A 23,514-nucleotide genomic window follows, 5' to 3' on the forward strand; every position below is an offset into this window, starting at 1 on the left:
TGCGCTTGATCCGGGGGATGTTCAGGAGCCGGTTTCAGCCGCGCCGCAAATCCAACGTGAACGGAAACTCGCGGCTGGCTGGCACGTTGATGGTGGCCGGTGGCACGTTCACCTCACCTGGCGTGTGACCGCCGGCAGTGAAGCGTGACAGGCGGCGGCTTTCGGCCTCGTTGGCGTTGACCGGCAGGCTTTGGTAACTCAAGCCGCCCGGGTGCGCCACGTGGTACTGGCAGCCGCCCAATGAGCGCTTCATCCAGGTGTCCACAATGTCAAAGGTCAGCGGCGCATGCACACCGATGCTCGGGTGCAGGCTGCTTGGCGGGTTCCAGGCTTTGTAACGCACACCGGCCACATATTCGCCTTGCACGCCAGTGGGCTGCAAAGACATGGCGCGGCCGTTGCAGGTGACCACATAGCGGCTCTCGTTCATGCCGGTGACACGCACCTCAATGCGCTCCAGGGAGGAGTCCACATAGCGCGCGGTGCCGCCCGGGGCGCCTTCTTCACCCATCACATGCCACGGCTCCAGCGCGTTGCGCAGGGTCAGCTCGATACCTGCCGAGCAGATCGAACCAATCAGCGGAAAGCGGAATTCAACGTGCGGCGCAAACCAGCTGTCGTCAAACGCAAAACCAGCGGCGCGCATCTCGGCCATCACGTCATGGAAATCCATCTCAATGAATTTCGGCAGCATGAAACGGTCGTGCAACTCAGTTCCCCAGCGGGTGGCCGGCGCCATGTAGGGCGTCTTCCAGAAGCGGGCAATCAGCGCGCGCAGCAGCAACTGCTGCACACTGCTCATGTGCGGGTGCGGCGGCATCTCGAACGCGCGCAACTCCAGCAGGCCCAGACGGCCGGTGGCTGAGTCGGGCGAATACATCTTGTCAATCGAGATTTCGCTGCGGTGGGTGTTGCCGGTGGCGTCGATCAGAATGTTGCGCAGGGTGCGGTCAATCAGCCACGGCGGCATCGACTGGCCGTGGATTTCGCGGTTTTTGTAGATCTGCTCGATGGCGATTTCAAGCTCGTACAACTGGTCGTTACGCGCTTCATCGACACGCGGTGCCTGGCTGGTCGGGCCGACAAACATGCCGGAAAACAGGTAGCTGAGCGACGGGTGGTTGTGCCAATACAACAGCAGGCTGGCCAGCAACTCCGGCTTGCGCAGGAACGGGCTGTCAGACGGCGTGGCACCACCCATCACAAAGTGGTTGCCACCACCGGTGCCGGTGTGGCGGCCATCGGTCATGAACTTTTCCGCCGACAGTCGCGACTCAAACGCGGCGTTGTAGAGGAACTCGGTGTTGTAAACCAGTTCTTTCCAGTTGTTGGCTGGGTGAATATTCACCTCGATCACGCCCGGATCAGGGGTCACGCTGAGCAGTTTCAGGCGCGGGTCGCGCGGCGGCGGGTAGCCTTCGATGACGATCTGCACACCCAGCTCTTTCGCGGTGGCTTCCACAGCGGCCAGCAGGTCCAGGTAGTACTCCAAGCGCTCCAGTGGCGGCATGAAGACGTAGATGGCGCTGGATTTTTCACCCACCGCTTCGGCCTTGGGGCCGCTGGCGCGGCGCGGGTCGCGCACTTCCACACACAAAGCCGTGCGGGTGATCCAGTGGGCGGATTCCTTGCGCGCAGGGATGCGGGCAAAGTCGGTGGACTGCGGCGCGTCGACAAAGTCGGCAGGCTCAGGTTGCAAGGTACTTTGCGCGTGGCTGGCGGTGCTGGTGTGGCTGGCGAAGGCCGTGGGGTTTTGCATCAGCCGTGTGGCTTCTGTCGGTGGCAGGGAACCTGCCAAAAACGGCAGGGTCGATGACCCGGTGGCAGTGCTTGCTGCCGTAACCGCAGCCGCAGCGCGGCGCGCAGCACCCAGTGCCAGGCCAGCCATGCCGGGGGCGTGGCTGGTGGTGGCGGCGTGTCCGGGCGCCGTCTGGCCGGGCGCGTAACGGGCTGCCAGCTCGGCATACACGGGCAGGTCGCCACGCAGGGTCGAAGGATCCTGTTCGATCATGTAGGGGAAATCTGCCTCGCTGACCCACGGCAGTGAATCCAGCGGCAGGCGCAGTCCCATGGGTGAGTCGCCGGGCATCAGGTACAGGCGTTCGTCGCGCAGGAACCAGGGGCCGGTCGTCCAGGCCGCGCCATAGGTGTCGTCATAGCCCGCCACCTTGACCGGCAGCACATAACCCACGGGCGTGTCGAGTTTTTGCGTGAAAACCCGGCACAGGCGGGCGCGCTCCATTTCGTCGTCGAGCTTGGAGTTGAAGGGGTCGACGTTGACCGGCAGACGGCGTTCGCGCCACAGGTAATACCAGCTGTCTTCAAACGCGGTTTGCACGTGTTTGTCGGTGATGCCCAATTTACTCGCCAGCACGCTGGTAAAGCGCTGCGCGTCTTCGCTGGTGTAGTGGCTGGTCACACGTTCGTCGGCAAACAGCGCCGGGTCGGCCCACACCGGTTGGCCGTCGGCGCGCCAATAAATGTTCAGCGCCCAACGGGGAAGCTGCTCGCCGGGGTACCACTTGCCCTGGCCGTAGTGCAAAAAGCCACCTTCGCCATACTCTTTGCGCAATTTGTGCACCAATTCGGTGGCAAAGCCGCGTTTTGTCGGGCCAAGTGCGTCGGTGTTCCACTCTGGTGCGTCACGGTCGCTGACCGCCACAAAAGTGGGCTCGCCGCCCATGGTGAGGCGCACGTCGCTCTTCTGCAGGTCGTCATCGACCGCGTCACCCAGGGCCATGATGTCGGCCCATTGTTCTTCGGTGTACGGCTTGGTGACGCGGGGCGACTCGTAAATGCGGGTCACCTGCATGTGGTGGGCAAACTCCACTTCAGACTCATCGACACCGCCCTCAATGGGTGCAGCGCCTGATGGCTGCGGTGTGCAGGCCAACGGAATGTGGCCTTCGCCGGCCAGCAGGCCGGAGGTGGCATCCAGGCCGACCCAGCCGGCGCCGGGCAGATACACCTCACACCAGGCGTGCAGGTCGGTGAAGTCGACCTCGGTGCCGCTTGGGCCGTCAAGCGACTTGACATCAGGTTTCAACTGAATCAGGTAGCCCGACACAAAACGCGCGGCCAGCCCGCAGTTGCGCAGTAGTTGCACCATCAACCAGGCCGAGTCGCGGCAGGAGCCGGAGCCCAGCGTCAGCGTTTCCTCGGGTGTTTGCACGCCAGGTTCCATGCGGATGGTGTACTTGATGGCTTGGTGCACCGAGGTGTTCAAGTCCACCAGAAAGATCACGCTGCGGCGCTTGGCGTAATCAATTTTGTCCAGGTAGGCCTGCACCAGCGGTGTCACCGGGTCAGGCATGAGGTACGGGGCGAGTTCCTGCTTCAGGTCGGGCTGGTAGCTGAAGGGAAACTCTTCCGCCTCAGGCTCCAGAAAAAAGTCAAACGGGTTGTAAACCGCCATGTCCAAGACCACATCGACCGTGACCTTGAACTCTTTGGTCTTGTCCGGAAACACCAGGCGCGCCTGGTAGTTGGCAAACGGGTCCTGTTGCCAGTTGATGAAATGGCCCTCGGGCTCCACTTTGAGCGAATAGGAAATGATTTTGCTGCGACAGTGGGGTGCCGGGCGCAAACGCACCACTTGCGGACCAAGGTTGACCAGACGGTCATAACTGTAGTGGGTGATGTGATTCAGTGCAGCATGAATGGACATGGGTTGCGTCTTTGGAATTTGAATGGAATGAGTCTGGCGAACAGTTGCTAACTAGCAATGTTGGTGCCAGCAAGGTCAACGACCGGTCGTCACCAGATTGGTTAGCATCAGGGTGAGTAATGTAACAAGATCAAGCCCCACCATGAGTCACCGTAACCCGCGCGCCTTGCTCACTCCCGCCATGCACGGCGTTCTGGAGCGTATGGCTCGGGCTGGCAAAGTGCCGATGCATGCCCTGACACCGCAACAAGCCCGTACCGCCTATGAGATCAATGCGGGTGTGCTGGACCTGGTCCCGGTCAAACTGCCACGGGTTGAAAACTTCACGCTGCCTGCGCGCGACGGTTTTGAATTGCCGGTGCGCCTTTACGCCCCTGGCCATGACCCGCTGCCGGTGCTGGTGTACCTGCATGGCGGCGGGTTCACCATCGGCAGCATCGCCACGCATGACGTGTTGTGCCGTCACCTGAGCCACCTGGCGCACTGTGCCGTGCTGTCAGTGGACTACCGGTTGGCCCCCGAATACCGTTTTCCGGTGGCGTTCGAAGATGCCTGGGATGCCTTGAAATGGGTGGCGGAGCGGGGTGCCGAAAAAGGCCTGGACCCGGCACGGATCGCCGTGGGCGGCGACAGTGCCGGCGGCACGCTGGCCGCCGCCTGCGCGCTACAGGCGCGTGACTCTGGTTTGGCCCTGAAGCTGCAATTGCTCATCTATCCCGGCTGTTGCGCCCATCAGGACACGCCTTCGCACAAAACCTTTGGCCATGGCTTTGTGCTGGAAGCTGCCCACATCGCCTACTTCTTTGACCTCTACATCCCCAATCTGACAGACCGTGAAGATTGGCGCTTTGCCCCCTTGATGGCCGACGATGTGGACGCAGTGGCGCCCGTCTGGCTGGGGCTGGCCGAGTGCGACCCACTGGTGGACGAAGGCCTGCAGTACGCCGACAAGCTGCGCGCCTCGGGGGTCGAAGTGGACCTTGATATCTACCGCGGCGTGACCCATGGGTTCATCACCATGGGCCGCGCCATTCCCGAGGCAAGCCGGGCGCACATGGATGCAGCGCGGGCCTTGAAACACGCGTTTATGTCCGACTCGCCGCCTTGAGGCGACATGGAACAAGGTCAAAAACCCGCACTCAATAAAGGGAGTAAGGGTAAACCCTTATACTTCCCTGACATTAACTTTACAAGGACTCACCATGTCCAAACTGATAGAGCTCATCCAAGCTCTGATTCCCGGCTTTAAAACGCAACATGAAATTGATGAAGCCTTTCTTTCTGAAGCGTCGGATGCCTGCGACCTCCAACGTCGCATGCGACTGATGGACAGAGATGCCCGTGACGGCGCGCGCGGGTTGATTTTTGGCAACCAGATGCCTTGATGGAGAACCAATCATGAACAATCTTCAAAATTCGACCAAACCGTTCGCGACTTTCACAAGCACCATGGCAACTTTGCGGAGTCTGCCGTTCGACATGGCACGCCAGCAATATGCAAACGCCGTGCAGGTGGGGCTGATCGAACGCTCCATGCTGCGTTGGGCCAAGTTTGAGCAGCAGCTTGACCGGATGGAAAAAATGACCCTCGGGCCCTTGGCGCGCCGGATCTGATTTTTAAATGTCCGCCAGCAAGGGGTAGGGGGCCGGTTGCAGGCTTAACAACGGACCGGTGGAACCCAGCGCACGCACGCCACCCGCTTCAAACGCGCTGATCTGCATCGACACGATGGCATCGAAACCACCTTCTGGCGCCGGTGCCGCCTGCACCACCAGCCCACAGGGCTGATTGGCGTCATCGGGGGCAAACAATTCGTCCCCGGCCTTGAATGCGTTAGCGGTATCTGCGTGCGCCAGGTAGGCGCGCCGTTTGAGCGTTCCGCGAAACTGGCTGCGCGCCACCACTTCCTGGCCCGGGTAGCAGCCCTTTTTGAAATTGACACCGCCCACTGATTCGTAATTCAGCATTTGCGGCACAAAGGCTTCAAAAATCGGCTGCGTCACCGTGGCAATGCCACTGCGAACCTCGCCCCAGGCCCATTGCTCGGGCGTCATGACCGCACCGGTTGGGACTGGTGAACCGGCTGGCGCCACCCACAGCGCCCGTGGTACGCCATCTGCGGGGTAAAGATTGACCAGAGTAATCGCGTTCAGATCAGATTTGCTCCACACGCCAGCCTTGCCATCAGCCCATTCCTGGGCGGCCTCAGACACCGCTGAACCCGCCAACCCATACACCATGAATTCATGGCTGGCATCGCTGAGCTTGACTTTGGATCGAAGAACGAACATGGACAGGCGTTTCATGGTGCTTGCCAAAAGGTCTTGGCTGCATAACAACAAAATATCTGAATGAGTGCGCTTGAAGCCAATGAAGCTGGCCTGCAGTCGCCCCTTGGCGTTGCAAAAACCGGCCAGCCGCGCTTCGGACAAACCCAAAAGCGAGAAATCGCTGGTTAATTGACTGTGCAGGAATTTGGCGGCATCTTCGCCTTGCGCGCGGATCAGCCCTGAATGTGTCAGCGGGGCAACGCCTTCGAGTGGTGTGTGCATGGGTGAATTATCATGCCCACTCAATTTGGTGGAAGGCAGTAGGGTTGTGCAACGTTTAATGAAATTTTTTTTGGTGTTGGCGCTGGCGGCGGGGGGCTGGGCGTTTTGGTGGGTCAACCACAATCTGCCGCTCGCGTCTTCCACACTGGAGCTGACCATTGAGCCAGGCACCACACCGCGAGGCGTGGCGCAAGATACGGTGGCCAGTGGTGTGCAAACTTCGGCTGATCTGCTGTACTGGTGGTTTCGGCTGTCCGGCCAGGCACGGCAGATCAAGGCTGGCAGTTATGAACTCGAAGTGGGCCTGACCCCGCGCACCTTGCTGGCCAAACTCACGCGCGGAGAAGAAGCCTTGCGCTCGGTGACCCTGGTGGAAGGCTGGACCTTCAAGCAAGTGCGCGCAGCACTCCTTAAATCAGAATCTCTCAAGCCGGACTCTCAGGGGCTCGAGGATCGTGTCATCATGGAAAAATTGGGTCAGCCCGGACGCCATCCCGAAGGTCGCTTTTACCCGGACACTTACACCTACGCCAAGGGCAGCAACGACATCAAATTGCTTTTGCGCGCCATGCACGCCATGGACAAACATCTTTTGACAGCATGGCAGGCGCGTGCCACTGACACCCCCCTGAAAAACCCTGACGAATTGCTGATTCTGGCCAGCATCGTCGAAAAGGAGACCGGCCAGGCCAGTGACCGGTCGCTGGTTGCTTCGGTTTTCATCAACCGTCTGCGCCTGGGCATGTTGCTGCAAACCGACCCCACGGTGATTTACGGAATGGGTGATCGTTTTGACGGCAACCTGCGCCGGCGCGATTTGCTGGCCGACACGCCCTGGAACACCTACACCCGCGCCGGTCTGCCGCCAACACCGATCGCCATGCCCGGCAAGGCCTCGCTGATGGCCGCAGCGCAACCTGTGGCCAGCAGCGCCCTGTACTTTGTGGCGCGCGGCGATGGCAGCAGCCAGTTCAGTGACAGCCTGGACGCGCACAATCGTGCGGTGAACAAATACCAACGCGGACAGTAAACACCAGCATGACAAGCGGACTTTTCATCAGTTTTGAAGGCATTGACGGCGCCGGAAAATCAACCCATATCGACGGCTTGGCGCAAGCTTTCAAGGCACAGGGCAGGGTGGTGCGGCTGACCCGTGAGCCCGGGGGAACCCCCTTGGCGGAAAAGTTGCGCACCCTGGTGCTGAACGAACCCATGGATGCCATGACCGAAGCCTTGCTGGTCTTTGCTGCAAGGCGCGACCACCTGCAGCAAGTGATCGAGCCGGCGCTGGCACGCGACGAGGTGGTGCTGTGTGACCGCTTTACCGATGCCACCTTTGCCTACCAGGGCGGCGGGCGGGGTTTTGATCTGACCACCCTCACATTCTTGGAGCAACTGGTGCAGACGGTGAAGTTGCCCCCAGCTGACTTTGTTCGGGAACCTGATCTGACGATCTGGTTTGACCTGGCTCCCGAGATCGCCGCCGGGCGCCTGATCGGCGTGCGCGCACCTGACAAGTTTGAAGCCGAACCTCTGACATTTTTCGCCCGGGTGCGCGCGGGCTATCAGGCGCGTTTTGATGCTGCTCCCCAGCGTTTTGCACGCATTGCTGCAGAGCAGGAGCGCGCGGCGGTGTGGCAGCATGTGCTGAGCAGCGTCAAGCAACGGGGCTGGCTGGCATGAGCGAGCCATCGGTCGCTGCCAGCAAGGTCGCGCCCTGGATTGCTGCTCAAACGCAATCCCTGCTGGCACAACGCGGCCACGCCTGGCTGCTGGCCGGGCCGTCCGGCCTGGGTCAGTACGAGCTGGCGCTGGCGCTGGTGCGCGCCTGGCTGTGCGAACACGCCACGGCACAGGGCGCTTGTGGCAGCTGTGGCAGTTGTCACGCGATTGAGGTGCGCGCCCATGCTGATCTGTGTGTGCTCATGCCCGAAACCGTGATGCTGGCCCTGAATTGGCCGCTCAGCGAAAAGGCGCAGGATGAGATTGACAGCAAGAAGCGCAAACCCAGCAAGGAAATCCGGGTCGACGCCATGCGCGACACGGTGGAGTTTGCCCAGCGCACCAGCGCCCGCGGCCGCGGCAAGGCGGTGCTGGTGTTTCCGGCCGAGCGCATGAATGTCTACACCGCCAACGCCTTGCTCAAGACCCTGGAGGAGCCTGCGGGCGACGTCAAGTTTGTGCTGGCTTCTGACGCCGCCCACCAACTGCTGCCCACCATTCGCAGCCGCTGCCTGGGTCACACCATGAACTGGCCCGATCAGTCGACCGCCATGGCCTGGCTGCGGGAGCAGGGTGTTTCCACTCAACAGGCCAGCGTGATGCTGCGCGCCGCCGGCGGGCGACCGCAGGATGCGCTGCAGTTTGCCCCGATTGCGGCCCTGTGGCCACGCCTGCCGCGTGCGGTGCAAGCCGGGGATGTCAACGTTTTCAAGGACTGGACACCGGCGCAAACCGTCGATGCCCTGCACAAGCTGTGCCATGACCTGATGGCGGTTCACAGTGGCGCCGCGCCGCGTTTTTTCGAGCAGGACGATTTGCCAAAAGCCGGGGGCTGGCAAAGCCTGAGTCACTGGGCCAAGAGTTTGTCAGACACCATGCGCACGGTCGAGCATCCTTTCAACGCGGGCCTGATGGTCGAGGCTTTGGTCAGCCAGGCCCAATTGGCACTTCACTCAAAAGCATGATGTTCACAGATTCCCATTGCCACCTGAATTTTCCCGAGTTGCTCTCGAAACTGCCGGCCATACGGCAAGCCATGGCGCAGGCCCATGTGGGGCGCGCCCTGTGCATCAGCACGACGCTTGAAGAATTTGGCGCAGTTCATCAGCTTGCCCTTGATTTTGATAATTTTTGGGCTACCGTGGGGGTGCACCCCGACAACGAAGGGGTGAGGGAACCCACACTCGATGATTTGCTGACCTTGGGCATTTTGCCGCGGGTAGTCGGCATTGGTGAGACCGGCCTCGACTACTACCGGCTCAATGGCCGCACTGTGGCTGACATGGCGTGGCAACGCGAGCGTTTTCGCACCCACATTCGGGCCGCGCGGCAATTGCAAAAGCCCCTGGTGATTCATACCCGGCAAGCCTCCGAGGACACCTTGGAGATTTTGCGCGAGGAGGGTGAGGATGGGTCTGCGGGCAGTGCTGGCGGTGTGTTTCACTGCTTCACCGAAGATGAAAACGTGGCGCGCCAGGCCCTTGAGCTGGGTTTTTATATTTCTTTTTCGGGCATTTTGACGTTCAAGAGTGCCCAGAGTTTGCGCGACGTGGCGGCCATGGTGCCATTGGACCGCTTGCTGATCGAGACCGACAGCCCCTACCTGGCCCCCATGCCTTATCGCGGAAAAACCAATACTCCGGCCTATGTCCCATGGGTTGCCAAGCAATTGGCTGAGATCAGGCACTGCTCGGTCGAGGCCATTGCCCAACTCACCAATCAGAACTTTGATGACCTATTCAAAGGGGTTCGAGCATGTTGAAAACCTGCTTTATAAACTTTACAAGATACTTTAAGTTAGTCTTTTATATTATTGTTTCTACAGGCTTTATAAATTCTCACGCCGGTTCTTTTGAAGACTTCTTCAGAGCGGTTGTTCAAGACGATGCCAAAGCCGTGGCAGCCTTGCTAAGCCGCGGCTTTGATCCGAATACCGTCAATACCGATGGCATGCCAGGCTTGTTTTTGGCAGTCAGGGAATCGTCTTTCAAGGTGGCCACCGTTCTTCTTGACAGCCCGAAGATCAAAGCTGAAGTGCGCAACACAGCCGACGAAAGCCCTTTGATGCTGGCAGCGCTTAAGGGTGAACTTGAGTTGTGCCAACTGCTGATCAAAAAGGGAGGGTATGTCAACAAACCTGGCTGGGCCCCTTTGCACTATGCGGCCACCAACGGTCATTTGGCCGTCATGCAGTTGCTGCTTGATCAGCACGCCTACATTGATGCGTCTTCGCCCAATGGCACCACCCCTTTGATGATGGCTGCGCATTACGGGACAGCGGAAGCTGTGCGACTCTTGCTGGATGCCGGTGCCGATGTGTCGATCAAAAACGAGCTTCAGTTGACCGCACTCGACATGGCCCTGCGCGCCAATCGCGCTGATGCCGCAGCGGTGATTGCGGCCTTTGTCCGTAACAAGCAACCCAAAGGGACTTGGTAACACTGCAGCTTGACTGCTGATTGGATAGTCGATTACCTTAATTAAATCAATATATAAGAATTGTTTCTTAAAGTGATTTATCGATTATTTTCCAGATCAAGATGTTTGTCCAGCAAGACGTCCTTGTCGGCCCACAACTGGTTGACCCAGCCTTGACACAGCTCGCGCAGTGCCTGCGATGCGTCTGTCGTTGAGCTGGCGGCAAGTCGCGGCACGGGCAGGGTGCGGGCCTGCACAATGACCCGTGGCACGCGACCCTGCAAAAATTGCCAGAAATTGGGCGCGCCGTCCGGGTAGGCAATGGTGATGTCAAGCACCGCGCCAAATTTTTCACCCATGGCATCCAGCGCCAAGCTGATGCCGCCGGCCTTGGGTTTGAGCAGATGCCGGTAGGGCGATTGTTGGCGCTGCTGTTTGGCCCGGGTGAAGCGCGTGCCCTCCACAAAATTCATCACGCTGGTGGGCACCAGTGCATATTTTTCGCAAGCCGCACGGGTAGTGGCAGCGTCCTTGCCACGCTCTTCTGGGTGCTTTTGCAGAAAAGCCTCGCTGTGCCGGCGCATGAACGGGAACTCCAGCGCCCACCAGGCCAGTCCCATGATGGGCACCCAAATCAATTGCTTTTTCAGAAAAAACTTGAGCAGCGGGATACGCCGGTTCAACACATGCTGCAACACCAGGATGTCAACCCATGACTGGTGGTTGCAGATGACCAGGTACCACTGGCGCGGATTTAGATCTTGCAGGCCGCTGACCTCCCATTGCAGCGGTTGCGTCAGCCGCATCCAGCCGCTGTTGCCGGCAATCCAGGCCTCGGCAATCTGCAGCAGCAGCGGGTCAATGATCAGGCGCACCCGTTTGAACGGCAGCAGCAGTTTGACCGTGGCCACCAGCAACAAAACCGGTACCCAAAACAAAATATTGAGCAGCATCAGTGTGCTGGCAATGGCACCGTTGATCGGCGCTGGCAAAAAATGAAGCATGGCCAAATTGTGCGCGATTTGCGTCTTGGTAATTTGTTGGTAATCCCCTGGTTGCATTTTCGGTGATGATTCGGGCATGCAACATAAGCCAATATCCACGCATGCCACCCAATATGCGCCCCTGCGCGTCGCCCTGATCGGCTACGGCGGAGCGGGTCGCATCTTTCATGCTCCGCTTCTCGCCGGCGTGCCCGGACTGCATCTGGCCTGCATTGTGACGCGCCAGGCAGACGCAGTGCAACGCGACTGGCCCGACGTGCGCTGCCAGGAGTCGCCGGGCGCGGCTCTGGCCGACCCTGCCATTGACCTGGTGGTGATTGCCACGCCCAACGACAGCCATTTTGAATTGGCCCGGGCCGCGCTGCGGGCAGGCAAGCATGTGGTGGTCGACAAACCCTGCACCGTCACACTGCCTGAAACCGAAGCCTTGCTCGCGCTGGCACATCAGCAGGGCAGGGTGCTCACGGTGTTTCAGAACCGCCGCTTCGACAGCGATTTTTTGGCCCTGCAGCAGGTTATTGCCAGTGGACAACTGGGGCGCGTGGTGCAGGTGGACTCGCACTTTGACCGTTACCGGCCAACCGTGCCGCAGCGCTGGCGTGAGCAAAACCTGCCCGGCTCAGGCCTCTGGCTCGACCTCGGGCCGCATCTGGTGGACCAGGCCCTCCTGCTCTTCGGCCAGCCCGATGCCCTGTTACTGGAGTTGGCCAGCGTGCGCGAAGGCGCACAGGTGAACGACTGGTTTCATGCCGTGCTGCGCTATGACACGCCGCTGGGTGGCCTGCGCGTCATCCTGCACGCCAGCACGCTGGTGGCCGAACCGGGACCGCGCTGGGTTATGCACGGCACCCGGGGCAGCTTTACCAAGTTTGGACTCGACGTGCAGGAGGATGCCTTGAAAGCGGGCCAGCGTCCGCAATTGGACGCGCTCCACGACTGGGGTCAGGACCCGCAAGCAGGCCAACTTTTGCGCATGGAAAACATGGCCGGTGTGGCGGCGCCGGTCTCGGTGCGCAGTGCTGCCCCCAGTCCGCCCGGCAACTACCTGGCCTTTTACGCCCAATTGCGCGACCACCTGTGGGGACTGCAGCCGCAGGCTGGTGTCGCACCCGCGCAGGTGCATGCCGTGATGCAACTGCTGGCTCTGGGGGAACAAAGTGCCGCATCAGGCCGGTTTGTCGAGGTCCCTCCGGCACAGGCTTGACTCTGGTCAGGCGGCCACTCAGGAGGCGATGCCGTTGCGCTCCAGCAAATCGCTCACCAGTTCAAGCCGCAGCAGCGGGTTGTCGAGTGTCATCAGGCGGTGCTTTTGCGGCAGCGACATGGGCAGCAAATCGCACCAGCGGTTGGCCACCCAGGCACAATCATGCAGCGCATAAGGCGGCTGAATCGGCATCTGCTCGGGCGTCATGCCCTGCGCCCTCAGGGTATCGAGCACGCGCGCGAGGGCGCTTGCCACGGCGGTCAAATCTTCCGGAATGGGCACGCTCTGGTCATCGGGTAACAGCTTCGCACTGCCAGTCCACAAACCATGCTTGAGCAATTCAGGCTGCTTCAATTCAAAACGTTGCGCACCCGTGCAAGTGATCATGATCAAGCCTGACTGTGGCCGGCTCAGCCGGGTGATGCGCGCCAGGGTGCCCACCGGGTAAAAGACCTCCTGACTTTTGCTGGCAATGCCGGCCTGGTCGGCGGCCGCAGAGCGCACCTCGGAGCCCTGGACGAGTGTGACAATGCCAAAGGGCGTGCCCGCCTTGAAGCATTTGCTGACCATATCGAGGTAGCGTACCTCAAAAATGCGCAAAGGCAGGTGGCCACCCGGAAGCAACACCAGGTTCAGCGGAAACAGTGGCAGTGAATCGAAAGATAGGGTGTCAGTCATGAACCGGTCAGAAAAATTGAGCCTGGAAGCCATTCAACCAGAGCGAATTCTGGCCTGCGGGCATGTTAACGCAGGCAGGTTGATGTTGTTGACCGCTTCAATACCCCCTTGCCTTGGTCATGGCATCTCGCCTGTTGGTGCGGCGCCTTCCGGCAAAGACCTTGACGCGAACGTTTAAAGCCCCAAAACCTTACACTCTGCTCCTTCCCCCTGACCCTGAATGTCCATGAACGCCCCCGTTGACGTCTCTTTTTTCCCGCGCGCCGCCAAGCCGCTGTCCAGTTACCGCAAGTTCTGGGCGGCCCGCTTCGGCACGGCACCGTTCCTGCCGATGAACCGCGCCGAGATGGATCAACTCGGCTGGGACAGCTGCGACGTGGTGCTGGTCACCGGTGACGCCTATGTGGATCACCCCAGCTTTGGCATGGCGGTGATCGGCCGCATGCTGGAAGACCAGGGCTTTCGGGTGGGCATCATCGCCCAGCCCGACTGGCAAAGCGCCGAGCCCTTCAAGGCACTGGGCAAACCCAACCTGTTCTGGGGTGTGACGGCGGGCAACATGGACAGCATGATCAACCGCTACACGGCTGACCGCAAAATCCGCACCGACGACGCCTACACCCCCGGCGACGTCGGCGGCAAGCGGCCTGACCGAGCCGCCATCGTCTACAGCCAGCGCTGCCGCGAGGCGTACAAGGACGTGCCCATCATTCTGGGCGGCATCGAGGGCAGCCTGCGCCGCATCGCCCACTACGACTACTGGAGCGACAAGGTGCGCCGCTGAATCGTGGTGGACGCCAAGTGCGACCTGCTTCTGTACGGCAACGCCGAGCGCGCCATTGTTGAAATTGCCCACCGCCTGAGTCGTCGCGAACCGGTGGAGCACATCACCGACGTGCGCGGCACCGCCTTTGTGCGCCGCACCGACGACGACACCCGACTGGGCTGGTTCGAGATCGACTCCACCGACGTCGACGTGCCCGGTCTGGTCGAGTCCCACATCAACCCCTACCAGACCACCAGTGAACAGGCGGCAGCGCAGGGCACGACGTGCAGCAAGGAAGATGACAAAGCTCCGGCCGTCATGGATCGCACTGATGTCATCAAACCCCTCACCTTCATGCCCAACCCCGCGCTGCCGCGGCGTGCGGGCAAACAAAACCTGCCCCCGCGTGACCGCACCGTCATCCGGCTGCCCAGTTTTGAAGCGGTCAAGTCCGACGCGGTGCTCTACGCCCATGCCAACCGCGTGCTGCACCTTGAGACCAACCCCGGCAACGCCCGGGCGCTGGTGCAGGCGCACGGGGAGGGCGCTACCGCGCGCGATGTGTGGATCACGCCACCGCCGATTCCGCTCACCACTGCCGAGATGGACCAGGTCTTTGGCCTGCCCTATGCGCGCAGCCCGCACCCGAGTTATGCCGACGCCAACGGCAGCCACGACCACGCCACCAAGATCCCGGCTTGGGAAATGATCCGCTTCAGCGTCAACATCATGCGCGGCTGCTTTGGCGGCTGCACCTTTTGCTCCATCACCGAGCACGAGGGCCGCATCATCCAGAGCCGCTCCGAAGAATCGGTCATCAAGGAAATCGAGGACATCCGCGACAAGGTCAAGGGCTTCACCGGCACCATCTCGGACCTGGGCGGGCCGACTGCCAACATGTACCGGCTGGGCTGCAAAAGCCCCGAGATCGAGGCCGCCTGCCGCAAGCCCAGCTGCGTCTTCCCCGGCATCTGCTCCAACCTGGGCACCGACCACCAACCGCTCATCGACATCTACCGCCGCGGCCGCGCCTTGAAGGGTGTCAAGAAGATTCTGATCGGCTCCGGCGTGCGTTATGACCTGGCGGTGCAAAGCCCCGAATACGTCAAGGAACTGGTGCAGCACCACGTGGGTGGCTACCTCAAGATTGCGCCGGAACACACCGAGTCTGGCCCGCTTTCCAAGATGATGAAGCCCGGCATGGGCACCTATGACAAGTTCAAGACGCTGTTTGACAAGTACACGGCAGAGGCCGGCAAAAAGCAGTTTTTGATCCCGTACTTCATCGCCGCCCACCCCGGCACCAGCGACTCCGACATGATGAACCTGGCGATCTGGCTGAAGAAAAACGGCTTTCGCGCCGACCAGGTGCAAACCTTCTACCCCAGCCCCATGGCCACTGCCACCGCCATGTACCACACCGACCTGAATCCGCTCAAGGGCATTCACCGCGACGACCGGGGTGAAAAGGTTGACGTGGTGCGCGGTGAACGGCGCCGCCGCCTGCACAAGGCCTTTTTGCGCTACCACGACCCCAACAACTGGCCGCTGCTGCGCGACGCCCTCAAGGCCATGGGCCGCGCTGATTTGATCGGCAATGGCAAGCACCACCTGATTCCCACGTTTCAGCCCATGACGGACGGCAGTTACACCAGCGCCCGGCGCAAAAATTCAACCACGGTGGCGGTCAAGACGCCCCAACCCGGTCAGCTGTTGACGCAGCACACCGGCCTGCCGCCGCGCGTGACGGGCCTGAAACCAGCCAAAAACTTCAACAACCATCGACCCCGTTAGGTTCAGGGTCTGGTTAACTTACTTTGGCAAGCTTCAAGCGGATATTGACGCTCAAGCCGCCGCCGCTGGCGTTTTTGAGTTCCAGCGTGCCGTCCATGCGCGAAATGATTTTCTGGACAATGGCAAGCCCCAGTCCTGTGCTGTTGGCGGCCGTGCGGGCGGTCTCACCGCGAAAAAAGGGCGTGGTCAACTGGGCCAACTGATCTTCAGGCACACCCGGGCCGTGGTCGCGCACGCGCAGCAGCACAGTGGTGTCCATCCGGTGCGCTGTCACTTCAACCAGCGCCTTGCCGGTACCGGACGATTTGCCGTAACGCGCCGCGTTTTCGATCAGGTTGGTGAAGACGCGCTGCAGTTCCACCGCGTCGGCCTGCACCATCAGGTCGGGCTCAATCGTTACCTTGAGGTCAAGCTCGGGGCGATGGCGAAGCGTGGCCAGGCACTGTTCCAGCAGCGGGTTGAGTGCCACCGGGCTGAATTTGATCTGTCCCGGCCGGGCGTAATCCAGGAATTTGCTGATGATGGCATCCAGTTGCGCAATGTCATTGGCCATGTTCTCGCGGGCCGTTTCGTCAGTGACGCTGAGCTCGGTCTCCAACCGCAACCGAGCCAGCGGTGTGCGCAGGTCATGCGAAATGCCAGCCAACATCACCGCGCGCTCCTCTTCAATCTTGGCCAGTTTTTGCGTCATGCGGTTAAAGCCGATGTTGACCGCCCGAATCTCGCTGGTGCTCACGGATTCATCAAGCCGGCTGGCCTCAAAGTCGCCTTCGCGCACCCGCTTGGCGGCAAACGACAGGTCTTTCAGCGGGCGATTGATCAAGCCCGCAATCCAGGCTGCGCCCAGCAGTGATAGCGCGACCGCGGTGGTGAGCCAGACCAGCCAGGTTTTGGCCCTGGGCTGGTCAAAGCGCGACAGATCGGTCTGCAGCCAGAACTTGTCCTTGTTGATGTCAAAGCCAATCCACAGGCCCGACTCGCCATTGACGCGTTCCGCCACCGGTGTGTTTGACCCGAGCCGTTGTTTGAGTTCGTTTTCGATGTAGCGGTTGGTCTCATCGGGCTTCAGGGCTTGAACCACATCGTTGGGTTCGCGCGGCTTGATCACCACCGACTCCTGGTCCTTCATGGTTTTGAACAGCGACACCTTGGTGATCCCGTCGGAGTGCATCACCGCCGCACGGCTCATGTTGACCAGCGAGGCAATCTGCCGCGCGGTCTGGATGGCGCGCGGTTCGGCTTCAAGTTCATTGAGAATTTGCGTCCAGGCCAACACGCTGCCCAGCAGCAGCAGCGTCAGCAGCACAAAGGTGCGCCAGAACAGGCTCAGGCCGGATTTAGTTGCCATCGGGCACAAAGACGTAGCCAACACCCCACACGGTCTGGATGAAGCGTGGCGCTGTGGCGTCTTCCTCGATGAGCTTGCGCAAGCGCGACACCTGCACGTCCAGGCTGCGGTCAAACGGCTCAAAGTCGCGCCCGCGCGCCAGTTGCGCGAGCTTTTCTCGCGACAGCGGTTGCCGCGGGTGCCTGACCAGCGCCTTGAGCATGGCAAATTCGCCCGTGGTCAGCATCAGTTCTTCATTGTCCTTGCGCAGAATGCGCGCACCCAGGTCGAAGCTGAAAGGGCCAAAAGTGACGGTTTCGTTATCGGCTGAGGGCGAGCCCGGCGCTTCCACCTGCGGGCGCCGGCGCAGCACGGCATGAATGCGCGCCAGCAGTTCCCGTGGGTTGAAGGGTTTGCCAAGGTAGTCGTCGGCACCCACTTCGAGCCCCACAATGCGGTCGATGTCCTCGCCCTTGGCCGTCAGCATGATGATGGGTGTGCGATCATTGGCACCGCGCAGCCGCCGGCAGATTGACAAGCCGTCTTCACCTGGCATCATCAGGTCAAGTACGATCAAATCAACGGGCTCGCGCTGCAACACGCGGGTGAGAGCCTTGCCGTCTTCGGCTTGCAGCACCTCGAAACCTTCTTGCATCAAATAGCGACGCAACAGGTCGCGAATACGTGCGTCGTCATCAACGACCAATATTTTGTCAACTCGGTCAGATTTTGCGGACATACTTCGTTCCAGGGCAATTTGTAACAACCATGATTTTGCGTGTTTGATTTTGCGCTTCAGGTGTTTTTATGGCGGTATTGACATGCTGTTACAAAGTTTTTGATTTGACCCAAACCGTATCCAAAAGGAGAAAATGTGAAAAATTTAATGAAGTCCATCGTTTTTGGCGCGCTATTGATCGGTGCTGCGCCGGTTTTTTCTCAAAGCATGGTCCAGCCCCTGCCGAGCCAGCGGGTGAGCTTGTCGGCCAGCGCCACTGTGCAGGTGCCGCAGGATGAACTGACCCTGACGCTGAGCACCCAGCGCGAAGGCAGCAACGCGCAGGAGGTGCAAACCCAGCTCAAGACCACACTGGATGCGGCGCTGACTCTGGCCAGACGCCAAGCCCAGAGTCCCTTGATGAGCGTCAGCACCGGCCGCTTTGGACTGTCGCCGCGGCATGATCGCAACGGCAAATTGGTCGGCTGGCAGGGTTCGGCCGAACTGGTGCTGCAGGGTCGTGATTTTGTGCGTATCAGCCAGACGGCTGGACAGTTGCAGACTTTAACCGTGTCCAGCGCCAGTTTTGGTCTGAGCGCGCAAGTACGCCAGGAGGCGCAATCGCAGGCCCAAAGCCAGGCCATTGAACAGTTTCAGAAAAGTGCCGCCGAGATCGCCAAGGGCTTTGGCTTTGGTGGCTACACCTTGGGCGAGGTCCAGATCAATGCCAATCAGGTGGGCCCCGTGCGGCCCTACATGATGGCGGCCAGCGTCAGATCTGCCTCCGACGAGACGGCGCCCGTGCCGCTCGAAGCCGGTCTGAGCCAGGTCAGCGTCAACGTGTCGGGCTCGGTGCAGCTGAAGTAAGAAATCAAGGCGGGGTTGGGGTTTACACGCGTAGGCAAGGCCATAAGCCTTGCCTAATATACGTGTCCTTACTCAATCGACTGGAAACCAAGCCCATGAACCGCAGAACCCTATTCCTTGCCGTCGCCATGACTGGCGCCACCCTGTTGGCCACCGGCTGTGCCAGCACACCGCCCGCACCCGCACCCCGGATCGTGATGCAGGTCAGTGACGGCGATGCCGCCAAATGGAACCTGGCTCTGAATGTCGCCAACAACGCGCAAAAAGAGCTTGGCGCGGACAAGATTCAGGTGGAGATTGTGGCCTTTGGGCCAGGCATTGGCATGCTCAAGTTCGATGCGGTCACGGTCAACCGGGTCAACGACGCCATCAAGGCAGGCGTCAAGGTGGTGGCTTGCGAAAACACCATGGGCGCCCAAAAATTGGTCAAGGCCGACATGAATCCGGACATCAGCTACGTGCCCGCCGGGGTCATCCAAATCATGAACCGCCAGCAGCAGGGCTGGGCCTACGTTCGCCCCTGACCCCTACTGCGCCGTCCAGGCGCCATCCATGTTCCACGCCACGCCGCGCACGTTGTTGCCGGCAGGCGAGCAGAAAAATACCGCCAGCGCGCCCAGCTCTTCGGGCGTGGTGAACTGTTGCGAAGGCTCTTTTTCTCCGAGTAGCAGCTTTTTGGCATCGTCATTGGACAGGCCCAGGGCGGCAGCCTTGGCGTCCACCTGCTTTTGCACCAGCGGCGTCAACACCCAGCCCGGACAAATCGCGTTGCAGGTCACGCCGGTGGTGGCGTTCTCCAGCGCGGTGACCTTGGTCAGGCCGACCACGCCGTGTTTGGCCGCGACATAGGCCGATTTTTCGGCCGATCCCACCAACCCGTGCACCGACGCCACATTGATGATGCGTCCCCAGCCCGCGGCCTGCATGGCGGGCAAGGCCAGTCGGGTGGCATGAAAGGCACTGCTCAGGTTGATGGCCATGATAGCGTCCCAGCGCTCAGGTGGAAAGTTTTCAATCCGCGCCACATGCTGAATGCCCGCGTTGTTCACCAAAATGTCGACCCGGCCGAACTGCTCGGCGGCGTAGCTCATCATGGCCGCTATCTCTGCCGGTTGGCTCATGTCAGCGCCGTGGTAGGTCACTTTGACGCCAAGCGCAGTGATTTCGGCCTTGGGTCCAGCCACGTCGCCAAAGCCATTCATGATAATGTTGGCCCCTTGGGCAGCCAGGGCCTTGGCAACGCCCAAGCCGATGCCGCTGGTGGAGCCGGTGACAAGCGCTGTTTTACCTTTGAGCATGGGAAATTCTCCGAAAAAATAATTGAATCCATCGAGCCGGCACGAGATGGACCTGTGTTTGCATTAGGATCATGCCATGTGCCGCCCGGATACCAAGCGCACATGCCACCCGGTCATTATCCAGCCTCCCTTCAGATTGCAGACTTCATCATGTCAGAGCCCACCCTTGAATTTGTCAGTTGCCCCGATGCCCAGGGCGGCCACCGCATGGCCTACTGGCAATGGGGCCAGCCAGACAGCTGCCATGTGGTGCTTTGCGTCCATGGTCTGACGCGCCAGGGGCGAGACTTTGACGTGCTGGCTCAAGCCCTTTGCGCGCATGCCGCCAGCGGCGGTCAGAGCCTGCGTGTGGTGTGCCCGGACGTTGTGGGGCGAGGCAAGAGCGACTGGCTCAAAGACGCCACCGGGTATCAGATTCCTCACTACGCGGCCGACATGCTGGCCTTGCTGCAACAACTGCAACCCGACACACTCGACTGGCTTGGCACCAGCATGGGCGGCCTGATCGGCATGGTGGTGGCAGGCTTGCCCAACGCCCCGGCCTTTGCCAAAGTGCGCCGCCTGGTGCTCAACGACGTCGGACCGGTGATCGAGGCGCAGGCTTTGCAGCGCATTGGCCAGTATCTGGGCAAAACGGGGGCCTTTGACTCGGAGCAGCAAGCCGCCGACGCCTTGTGGGCGGTTGCCAGCAGCTTTGGGCCGCACAGCCCGGCGCAATGGCTGGCGCTGACCCGCCCCATGCTCAAACCCCTGGGCGATGGCAGTGGTCGCTTGACCTTGCACTACGACCCGGCGCTGGCCGAGCCGTTCAAGGTGATCACGGCCGAATCCGCCGCCCAGAGCGAGGCCTTGATGTGGCAGGCCTACGACCGCATCACTGCCCAAACCCTGCTGATTCGCGGCGCTGATTCGGATTTGCTGTCACCCCGGACGGCACTCGCCATGACCGGGCGCGGCCCCAGGGCCCGCCTGCTTGAATTTGCCGGCGTCGGCCATGCGCCCACCTTTGTCGCCAAAGACCAGGTCAACGCCGTGGTGTCGTTTTTGCTGGATTGAGCATGAAGTCCAAAGCCGTCGCGGCGAGGGCGCCGCTCCCACAAAATCCCTGCTGCCCTGCATTTGTGGGAGGGCAGCCCCCGGCCCGATGGCTGTAAGGTGACTTCATGAAAAGCCAAGCAACAGCCAACACTGACCAGCCCGCCGCCGGCAAACCTGTCCTGCCGGTGGTGGCCGCCACGGCCGACAGCTTGCCGGAGCAAGCCCACGCGCTGGCGCGCGCCCGTGCCTTTGCCGAGCCACTGCTGGCCACTGAACTGCTCGACACTGGTGAAAATATTTTGGCCCATGCTGATGCCGTGGCCGCCATTTTGCGCAGCATTGGTGGCTCCGAAGCCATGCAGTCGGCCAGCTACCTGGTCTATGCCTGCGACCACCTGAACCGTCCGCAGGAAGTGATTGCCAAGGCTTTTGGCGACAATTTTGCCGCCCTGGCCATGGAAACCACCAAACTGGTGCGGGTGCAGCGCCAGGCCCGGCTGGTGCGGGCACGCGGCCACGCCGCAGGCCTGCAGCCTGTTGCCATGCAGACCGAGAATGTGCGCAAGATGCTGCTGGCGTTTTCGCGCGACCTGCGCGTGGTGATGCTGCGCCTTGCCTCGCGTCTGCAAACCCTGCGCTTTTTTGCCGCCACCAAATTGCCAGTGCCCGAAGGCATCGCGGCCGAGGCGCTGCAGGTCTTTGCGCCGCTGGCCAACCGGTTGGGCATCTGGGAAATCAAGTGGGAAATGGAAGACCTGGCGTTTCGTTTCCAGGAGCCCGACACCTACCGCCAGGTGGCCAACTGGCTTGATGAAAAACGCACCGAGCGCGAAGCCTACGTCGAACGCCTGCGTGCCCGGCTGCAAGCTGACCTGACCGCCAACGGCATCCGTGCCACGGTGTCGGGCCGGCCCAAGCACATCTACAGCATCATCAAGAAAATGCGCGGCAAGGGCCTCGACTTTGAGCACATTTACGACGTGCGCGCGCTGCGCATTGTGGTGGCCAGCGTGCCTGAGTGCTACGCTGCCCTGAGCTGGGTGCACAGCAGGTTTACACCACTGCCGGAAGAATTCGACGACTACATTGCCAAGCCCAAGGTCAACGGCTACCAGTCGCTGCACACCGTGGTGCGCGACAGCGAGGGCCAGGTCTGCGAGATCCAGATCCGCACCCAGGCCATGCACGACCACGCAGAAAACGGCGTGGCCGCCCACTGGGCCTACAAGGAGGCTGGCGCCAAAGGTTACGCCGGGGTCTCGGCGAGCGGCGCCTACGACGCCAAAATCGCCGTTTTGCGGCAACTGCTCGAATGGGAGCGCGACCTTTCGGGCACCCAAACGCAGGGCGTTTTCGACGATCTGATTTATGTTCTGACACCCGAGGCCGCCATTGTCGAACTGCCCCAAGGAGCCACTGCGGTCGACTTCGCCTACAGCGTGCACACCAGCCTGGGCCACCGCTGCCGTGGCGCCCGTGTGGACGGCGTCATGGTGCCGCTCAACACACCGCTCAAAAACGGCCAGACAGTCGAGGTCATCACCGCGAAAGAGGGCGGGCCGTCGCGCGACTGGCTCAACCCCGACCAGGGCTACCTGGTCAGCCACCGCGCGCGCACCAAGGTGCGGGCCTGGTTCAACGTCCTGGCCATGGCCGAGACCGTCGCCAAGGGCCGTGAGGCGGTCGAAAAGCTGCTCCAGCGCGAGGGCAAAACCGCCCTCAAGCTCGACGACCTGGCCGCGCAACTGGGGTTCACCTCGGCCGATGCGTTGTTCGAGGTGGTGGGCAAGGAAGAGTTTTCACTGCGCGCCATCGAACAGCTGTTGCGCCCGGACGAGCCGCCGCAGCAAGACCTTGAGGCGCCGCTGATCCGCAAGCCGCGCAGCGACAACAACCCCCGCAAGGGTGGTTTGCTGGTGGTCGGGGTGGACTCTCTTATGACCCAAATGGCCAAGTGCTGCAAGCCGGCGCCGCCCGATGCGATCTGCGGCTTTGTCACTCGTGGCAAGGGCGTCAGCGTGCACCGCACCGACTGCCCCAACCTGAAGGAAATGGTTGCCAAAAACGGCGAGCGCCTGATCGATGTCGATTGGGGTCTGAACCAGGCCGCCGGCGGCTCGGTGTTTCCGGTCGATGTGGCGGTGCAGGCACAAGACCGGCAAGGCCTGTTGCGTGACATCTCCGAGGTCTTTACCAAAGAAAAAATGAACGTCATCGGGGTGCAAACCCAGTCGATCAAAGGCACGGCCTGGATGACATTCACGGTGGAGGTCGCCGACTCCGGCCGTCTGCACAAGGTGCTCGGCCTGGTCGCGGAATTGCCTGGCGTGCGTTCCGCGCGGCGGCGCTGACGCGCCAGGCCGGTGCGTTTTTTGATTGGGGCCAGCGTCAACTTTGAAAGCGTGGTGTTCAGGGCCTAAGATAGGGCACGCACGGAAAAGGTGTCACACCTTGGAGGAT

Annotated in this window: 20 protein-coding genes and 1 pseudogene; 14 read left to right on the forward strand and 7 right to left on the reverse strand. The window is 61.0% G+C overall.

Annotated elements, in window-relative coordinates; translation table 11 throughout:
• Positions 1–34 precede the first annotated feature (34 nt).
• Positions 35–3,667, reverse strand: a complete 3,633-nt coding sequence (locus tag GPS82_RS02610) for a transglutaminase family protein (protein ID WP_296490671.1) — start codon at positions 3,665–3,667, stop codon at positions 35–37.
• A gap of 142 nt (positions 3,668–3,809) precedes the next feature.
• Between GPS82_RS02610 and GPS82_RS02615 the strand changes: the two genes are divergently transcribed.
• From GPS82_RS02615 to GPS82_RS02625, 3 genes are all read left to right on the forward strand, one after another.
• Positions 3,810–4,775, forward strand: a complete 966-nt coding sequence (locus tag GPS82_RS02615; RefSeq protein ID WP_296490672.1) for an alpha/beta hydrolase — start codon at positions 3,810–3,812, stop codon at positions 4,773–4,775.
• Between the two features lie 94 nt (positions 4,776–4,869).
• Positions 4,870–5,052: a DUF3563 family protein gene (locus GPS82_RS02620; RefSeq protein ID WP_296490674.1), complete on the forward strand. Its 183-nt coding sequence runs from the start codon at positions 4,870–4,872 to the stop codon at positions 5,050–5,052.
• Between the two features lie 13 nt (positions 5,053–5,065).
• Positions 5,066–5,281 (forward strand): hypothetical protein, encoded by a 216-nt coding sequence (locus GPS82_RS02625; protein WP_296490675.1) that lies wholly within the window; start codon positions 5,066–5,068, stop codon positions 5,279–5,281.
• A gap of 3 nt (positions 5,282–5,284) precedes the next feature.
• Here GPS82_RS02625 and GPS82_RS02630 read toward each other — a convergent pair whose 3' ends face one another.
• Positions 5,285–6,220, reverse strand: a complete 936-nt coding sequence (locus GPS82_RS02630) for a folate-binding protein (protein ID WP_296490676.1) — start codon at positions 6,218–6,220, stop codon at positions 5,285–5,287.
• Between the two features lie 58 nt (positions 6,221–6,278).
• On the opposite strand from GPS82_RS02630, the gene mltG reads away from it, so the two are divergent.
• The 5 genes from mltG to GPS82_RS02655 are packed head-to-tail and all read left to right on the forward strand — an operon-like array spanning position 6,279 to position 10,381.
• Positions 6,279–7,250: an endolytic transglycosylase MltG gene (gene mltG / locus GPS82_RS02635; protein ID WP_296490677.1), complete on the forward strand. Its 972-nt coding sequence runs from the start codon at positions 6,279–6,281 to the stop codon at positions 7,248–7,250.
• An 8-nt stretch (positions 7,251–7,258) separates the two neighbouring features.
• Positions 7,259–7,903: a dTMP kinase gene (tmk, locus tag GPS82_RS02640; RefSeq protein ID WP_296490678.1), complete on the forward strand. Its 645-nt coding sequence runs from the start codon at positions 7,259–7,261 to the stop codon at positions 7,901–7,903.
• On the forward strand, positions 7,900–8,907 hold the full coding sequence (locus GPS82_RS02645) for a DNA polymerase III subunit delta' (protein ID WP_296490680.1): 1,008 nt from the start codon (positions 7,900–7,902) through the stop codon (positions 8,905–8,907). Before tmk ends, GPS82_RS02645 begins: the two co-directional genes overlap by 4 nt.
• Positions 8,907–9,704 (forward strand): TatD family hydrolase, encoded by a 798-nt coding sequence (locus GPS82_RS02650; RefSeq protein ID WP_296490706.1) that lies wholly within the window; start codon positions 8,907–8,909, stop codon positions 9,702–9,704. Before GPS82_RS02645 ends, GPS82_RS02650 begins: the two co-directional genes overlap by 1 nt.
• On the forward strand, positions 9,698–10,381 hold the full coding sequence (locus GPS82_RS02655; protein WP_296490681.1) for an ankyrin repeat domain-containing protein: 684 nt from the start codon (positions 9,698–9,700) through the stop codon (positions 10,379–10,381). The genes GPS82_RS02650 and GPS82_RS02655 overlap by 7 nt, the downstream gene beginning before the upstream one ends.
• Before the next feature lie 77 nt (positions 10,382–10,458).
• Here GPS82_RS02655 and GPS82_RS02660 read toward each other — a convergent pair whose 3' ends face one another.
• Positions 10,459–11,364: an acyltransferase gene (locus GPS82_RS02660; protein ID WP_296490683.1), complete on the reverse strand. Its 906-nt coding sequence runs from the start codon at positions 11,362–11,364 to the stop codon at positions 10,459–10,461.
• A 76-nt stretch (positions 11,365–11,440) separates the two neighbouring features.
• Here GPS82_RS02660 and GPS82_RS02665 point away from each other — a divergent pair, with 76 nt between their 5' ends.
• Complete coding sequence (locus GPS82_RS02665; protein WP_296490684.1) at positions 11,441–12,568, forward strand: oxidoreductase; 1,128 nt, start codon at positions 11,441–11,443, stop codon at positions 12,566–12,568.
• Between the two features lie 18 nt (positions 12,569–12,586).
• On the opposite strand, the gene GPS82_RS02670 is transcribed toward GPS82_RS02665, so the two are convergent.
• Positions 12,587–13,246, reverse strand: coding sequence for an LON peptidase substrate-binding domain-containing protein (locus tag GPS82_RS02670; RefSeq protein ID WP_296490685.1), 660 nt, complete (start codon positions 13,244–13,246; stop codon positions 12,587–12,589).
• Between the two features lie 226 nt (positions 13,247–13,472).
• On the opposite strand from GPS82_RS02670, the pseudogene GPS82_RS02675 reads away from it, so the two are divergent.
• Positions 13,473–15,806 (forward strand): annotated as a pseudogene (locus tag GPS82_RS02675) (YgiQ family radical SAM protein).
• 13 nt (positions 15,807–15,819) lie between these two features.
• On the opposite strand, the gene GPS82_RS02680 reads toward GPS82_RS02675, so the two are convergent.
• A complete protein-coding gene (locus GPS82_RS02680; protein ID WP_296490686.1) occupies positions 15,820–17,154 on the reverse strand; it encodes an ATP-binding protein in 1,335 nt (444 codons plus the stop codon).
• Positions 17,144–17,872 carry a two-component system response regulator OmpR gene (ompR, locus tag GPS82_RS02685; protein ID WP_296490687.1) on the reverse strand — a complete coding sequence of 243 codons (729 nt, stop codon included), beginning with the start codon at positions 17,870–17,872 and terminating at the stop codon, positions 17,144–17,146. The genes GPS82_RS02680 and ompR overlap by 11 nt, the downstream gene beginning before the upstream one ends.
• Before the next feature lie 147 nt (positions 17,873–18,019).
• Here ompR and GPS82_RS02690 point away from each other — a divergent pair, with 147 nt between their 5' ends.
• Positions 18,020–18,718: an SIMPL domain-containing protein gene (locus tag GPS82_RS02690; protein ID WP_296490689.1), complete on the forward strand. Its 699-nt coding sequence runs from the start codon at positions 18,020–18,022 to the stop codon at positions 18,716–18,718.
• Between the two features lie 95 nt (positions 18,719–18,813).
• A complete protein-coding gene (locus GPS82_RS02695; RefSeq protein ID WP_296490690.1) occupies positions 18,814–19,242 on the forward strand; it encodes a DsrE family protein in 429 nt (142 codons plus the stop codon).
• 3 nt (positions 19,243–19,245) lie between these two features.
• On the opposite strand, the gene GPS82_RS02700 is transcribed toward GPS82_RS02695, so the two are convergent.
• A complete protein-coding gene (locus tag GPS82_RS02700) occupies positions 19,246–20,016 on the reverse strand; it encodes a 3-hydroxybutyrate dehydrogenase (protein ID WP_296490691.1) in 771 nt (256 codons plus the stop codon).
• A 150-nt stretch (positions 20,017–20,166) separates the two neighbouring features.
• Here GPS82_RS02700 and GPS82_RS02705 point away from each other — a divergent pair, with 150 nt between their 5' ends.
• Positions 20,167–21,072, forward strand: coding sequence for an alpha/beta hydrolase (locus GPS82_RS02705; RefSeq protein ID WP_296490692.1), 906 nt, complete (start codon positions 20,167–20,169; stop codon positions 21,070–21,072).
• Positions 21,073–21,179: 107 nt separating this feature from the next.
• Positions 21,180–23,405 carry a bifunctional (p)ppGpp synthetase/guanosine-3',5'-bis(diphosphate) 3'-pyrophosphohydrolase gene (locus tag GPS82_RS02710; RefSeq protein ID WP_296490694.1) on the forward strand — a complete coding sequence of 742 codons (2,226 nt, stop codon included), beginning with the start codon at positions 21,180–21,182 and terminating at the stop codon, positions 23,403–23,405.
• Positions 23,406–23,514: the final 109 nt, after the last annotated feature.

Origin of the sequence: Rhodoferax sp., assembly GCF_011391645.1 — a bacterium.
In the GTDB taxonomy this organism is placed as follows: Bacteria; Pseudomonadota; Gammaproteobacteria; order Burkholderiales; family Burkholderiaceae_C; genus Rhodoferax.

Excerpts from the sequence above, each read along its gene's own strand:
- GPS82_RS02610 (WP_296490671.1), bottom strand. The coding sequence starts at position 3,667 with ATGTCCATTCATGCTGCACTGAATCACATCACCCACTACAGTTATGAC.
- GPS82_RS02615 (WP_296490672.1), top strand. The coding sequence starts at position 3,810 with ATGAGTCACCGTAACCCGCGCGCCTTGCTCACTCCCGCCATGCACGGC.
- GPS82_RS02620 (WP_296490674.1), top strand. The coding sequence starts at position 4,870 with ATGTCCAAACTGATAGAGCTCATCCAAGCTCTGATTCCCGGCTTTAAA.
- GPS82_RS02625 (WP_296490675.1), top strand. The coding sequence starts at position 5,066 with ATGAACAATCTTCAAAATTCGACCAAACCGTTCGCGACTTTCACAAGC.
- GPS82_RS02630 (WP_296490676.1), bottom strand. The coding sequence starts at position 6,220 with ATGCACACACCACTCGAAGGCGTTGCCCCGCTGACACATTCAGGGCTG.
- mltG (WP_296490677.1), top strand. The coding sequence starts at position 6,279 with ATGAAATTTTTTTTGGTGTTGGCGCTGGCGGCGGGGGGCTGGGCGTTT.
- tmk (WP_296490678.1), top strand. The coding sequence starts at position 7,259 with ATGACAAGCGGACTTTTCATCAGTTTTGAAGGCATTGACGGCGCCGGA.
- GPS82_RS02645 (WP_296490680.1), top strand. The coding sequence starts at position 7,900 with ATGAGCGAGCCATCGGTCGCTGCCAGCAAGGTCGCGCCCTGGATTGCT.
- GPS82_RS02650 (WP_296490706.1), top strand. The coding sequence starts at position 8,907 with ATGTTCACAGATTCCCATTGCCACCTGAATTTTCCCGAGTTGCTCTCG.
- GPS82_RS02655 (WP_296490681.1), top strand. The coding sequence starts at position 9,698 with ATGTTGAAAACCTGCTTTATAAACTTTACAAGATACTTTAAGTTAGTC.
- GPS82_RS02660 (WP_296490683.1), bottom strand. The coding sequence starts at position 11,364 with ATGCTTCATTTTTTGCCAGCGCCGATCAACGGTGCCATTGCCAGCACA.
- GPS82_RS02665 (WP_296490684.1), top strand. The coding sequence starts at position 11,441 with ATGCAACATAAGCCAATATCCACGCATGCCACCCAATATGCGCCCCTG.
- GPS82_RS02670 (WP_296490685.1), bottom strand. The coding sequence starts at position 13,246 with ATGACTGACACCCTATCTTTCGATTCACTGCCACTGTTTCCGCTGAAC.
- GPS82_RS02680 (WP_296490686.1), bottom strand. The coding sequence starts at position 17,154 with ATGGCAACTAAATCCGGCCTGAGCCTGTTCTGGCGCACCTTTGTGCTG.
- ompR (WP_296490687.1), bottom strand. The coding sequence starts at position 17,872 with ATGTCCGCAAAATCTGACCGAGTTGACAAAATATTGGTCGTTGATGAC.
- GPS82_RS02690 (WP_296490689.1), top strand. The coding sequence starts at position 18,020 with ATGAAGTCCATCGTTTTTGGCGCGCTATTGATCGGTGCTGCGCCGGTT.
- GPS82_RS02695 (WP_296490690.1), top strand. The coding sequence starts at position 18,814 with ATGAACCGCAGAACCCTATTCCTTGCCGTCGCCATGACTGGCGCCACC.
- GPS82_RS02700 (WP_296490691.1), bottom strand. The coding sequence starts at position 20,016 with ATGCTCAAAGGTAAAACAGCGCTTGTCACCGGCTCCACCAGCGGCATC.
- GPS82_RS02705 (WP_296490692.1), top strand. The coding sequence starts at position 20,167 with ATGTCAGAGCCCACCCTTGAATTTGTCAGTTGCCCCGATGCCCAGGGC.
- GPS82_RS02710 (WP_296490694.1), top strand. The coding sequence starts at position 21,180 with ATGAAAAGCCAAGCAACAGCCAACACTGACCAGCCCGCCGCCGGCAAA.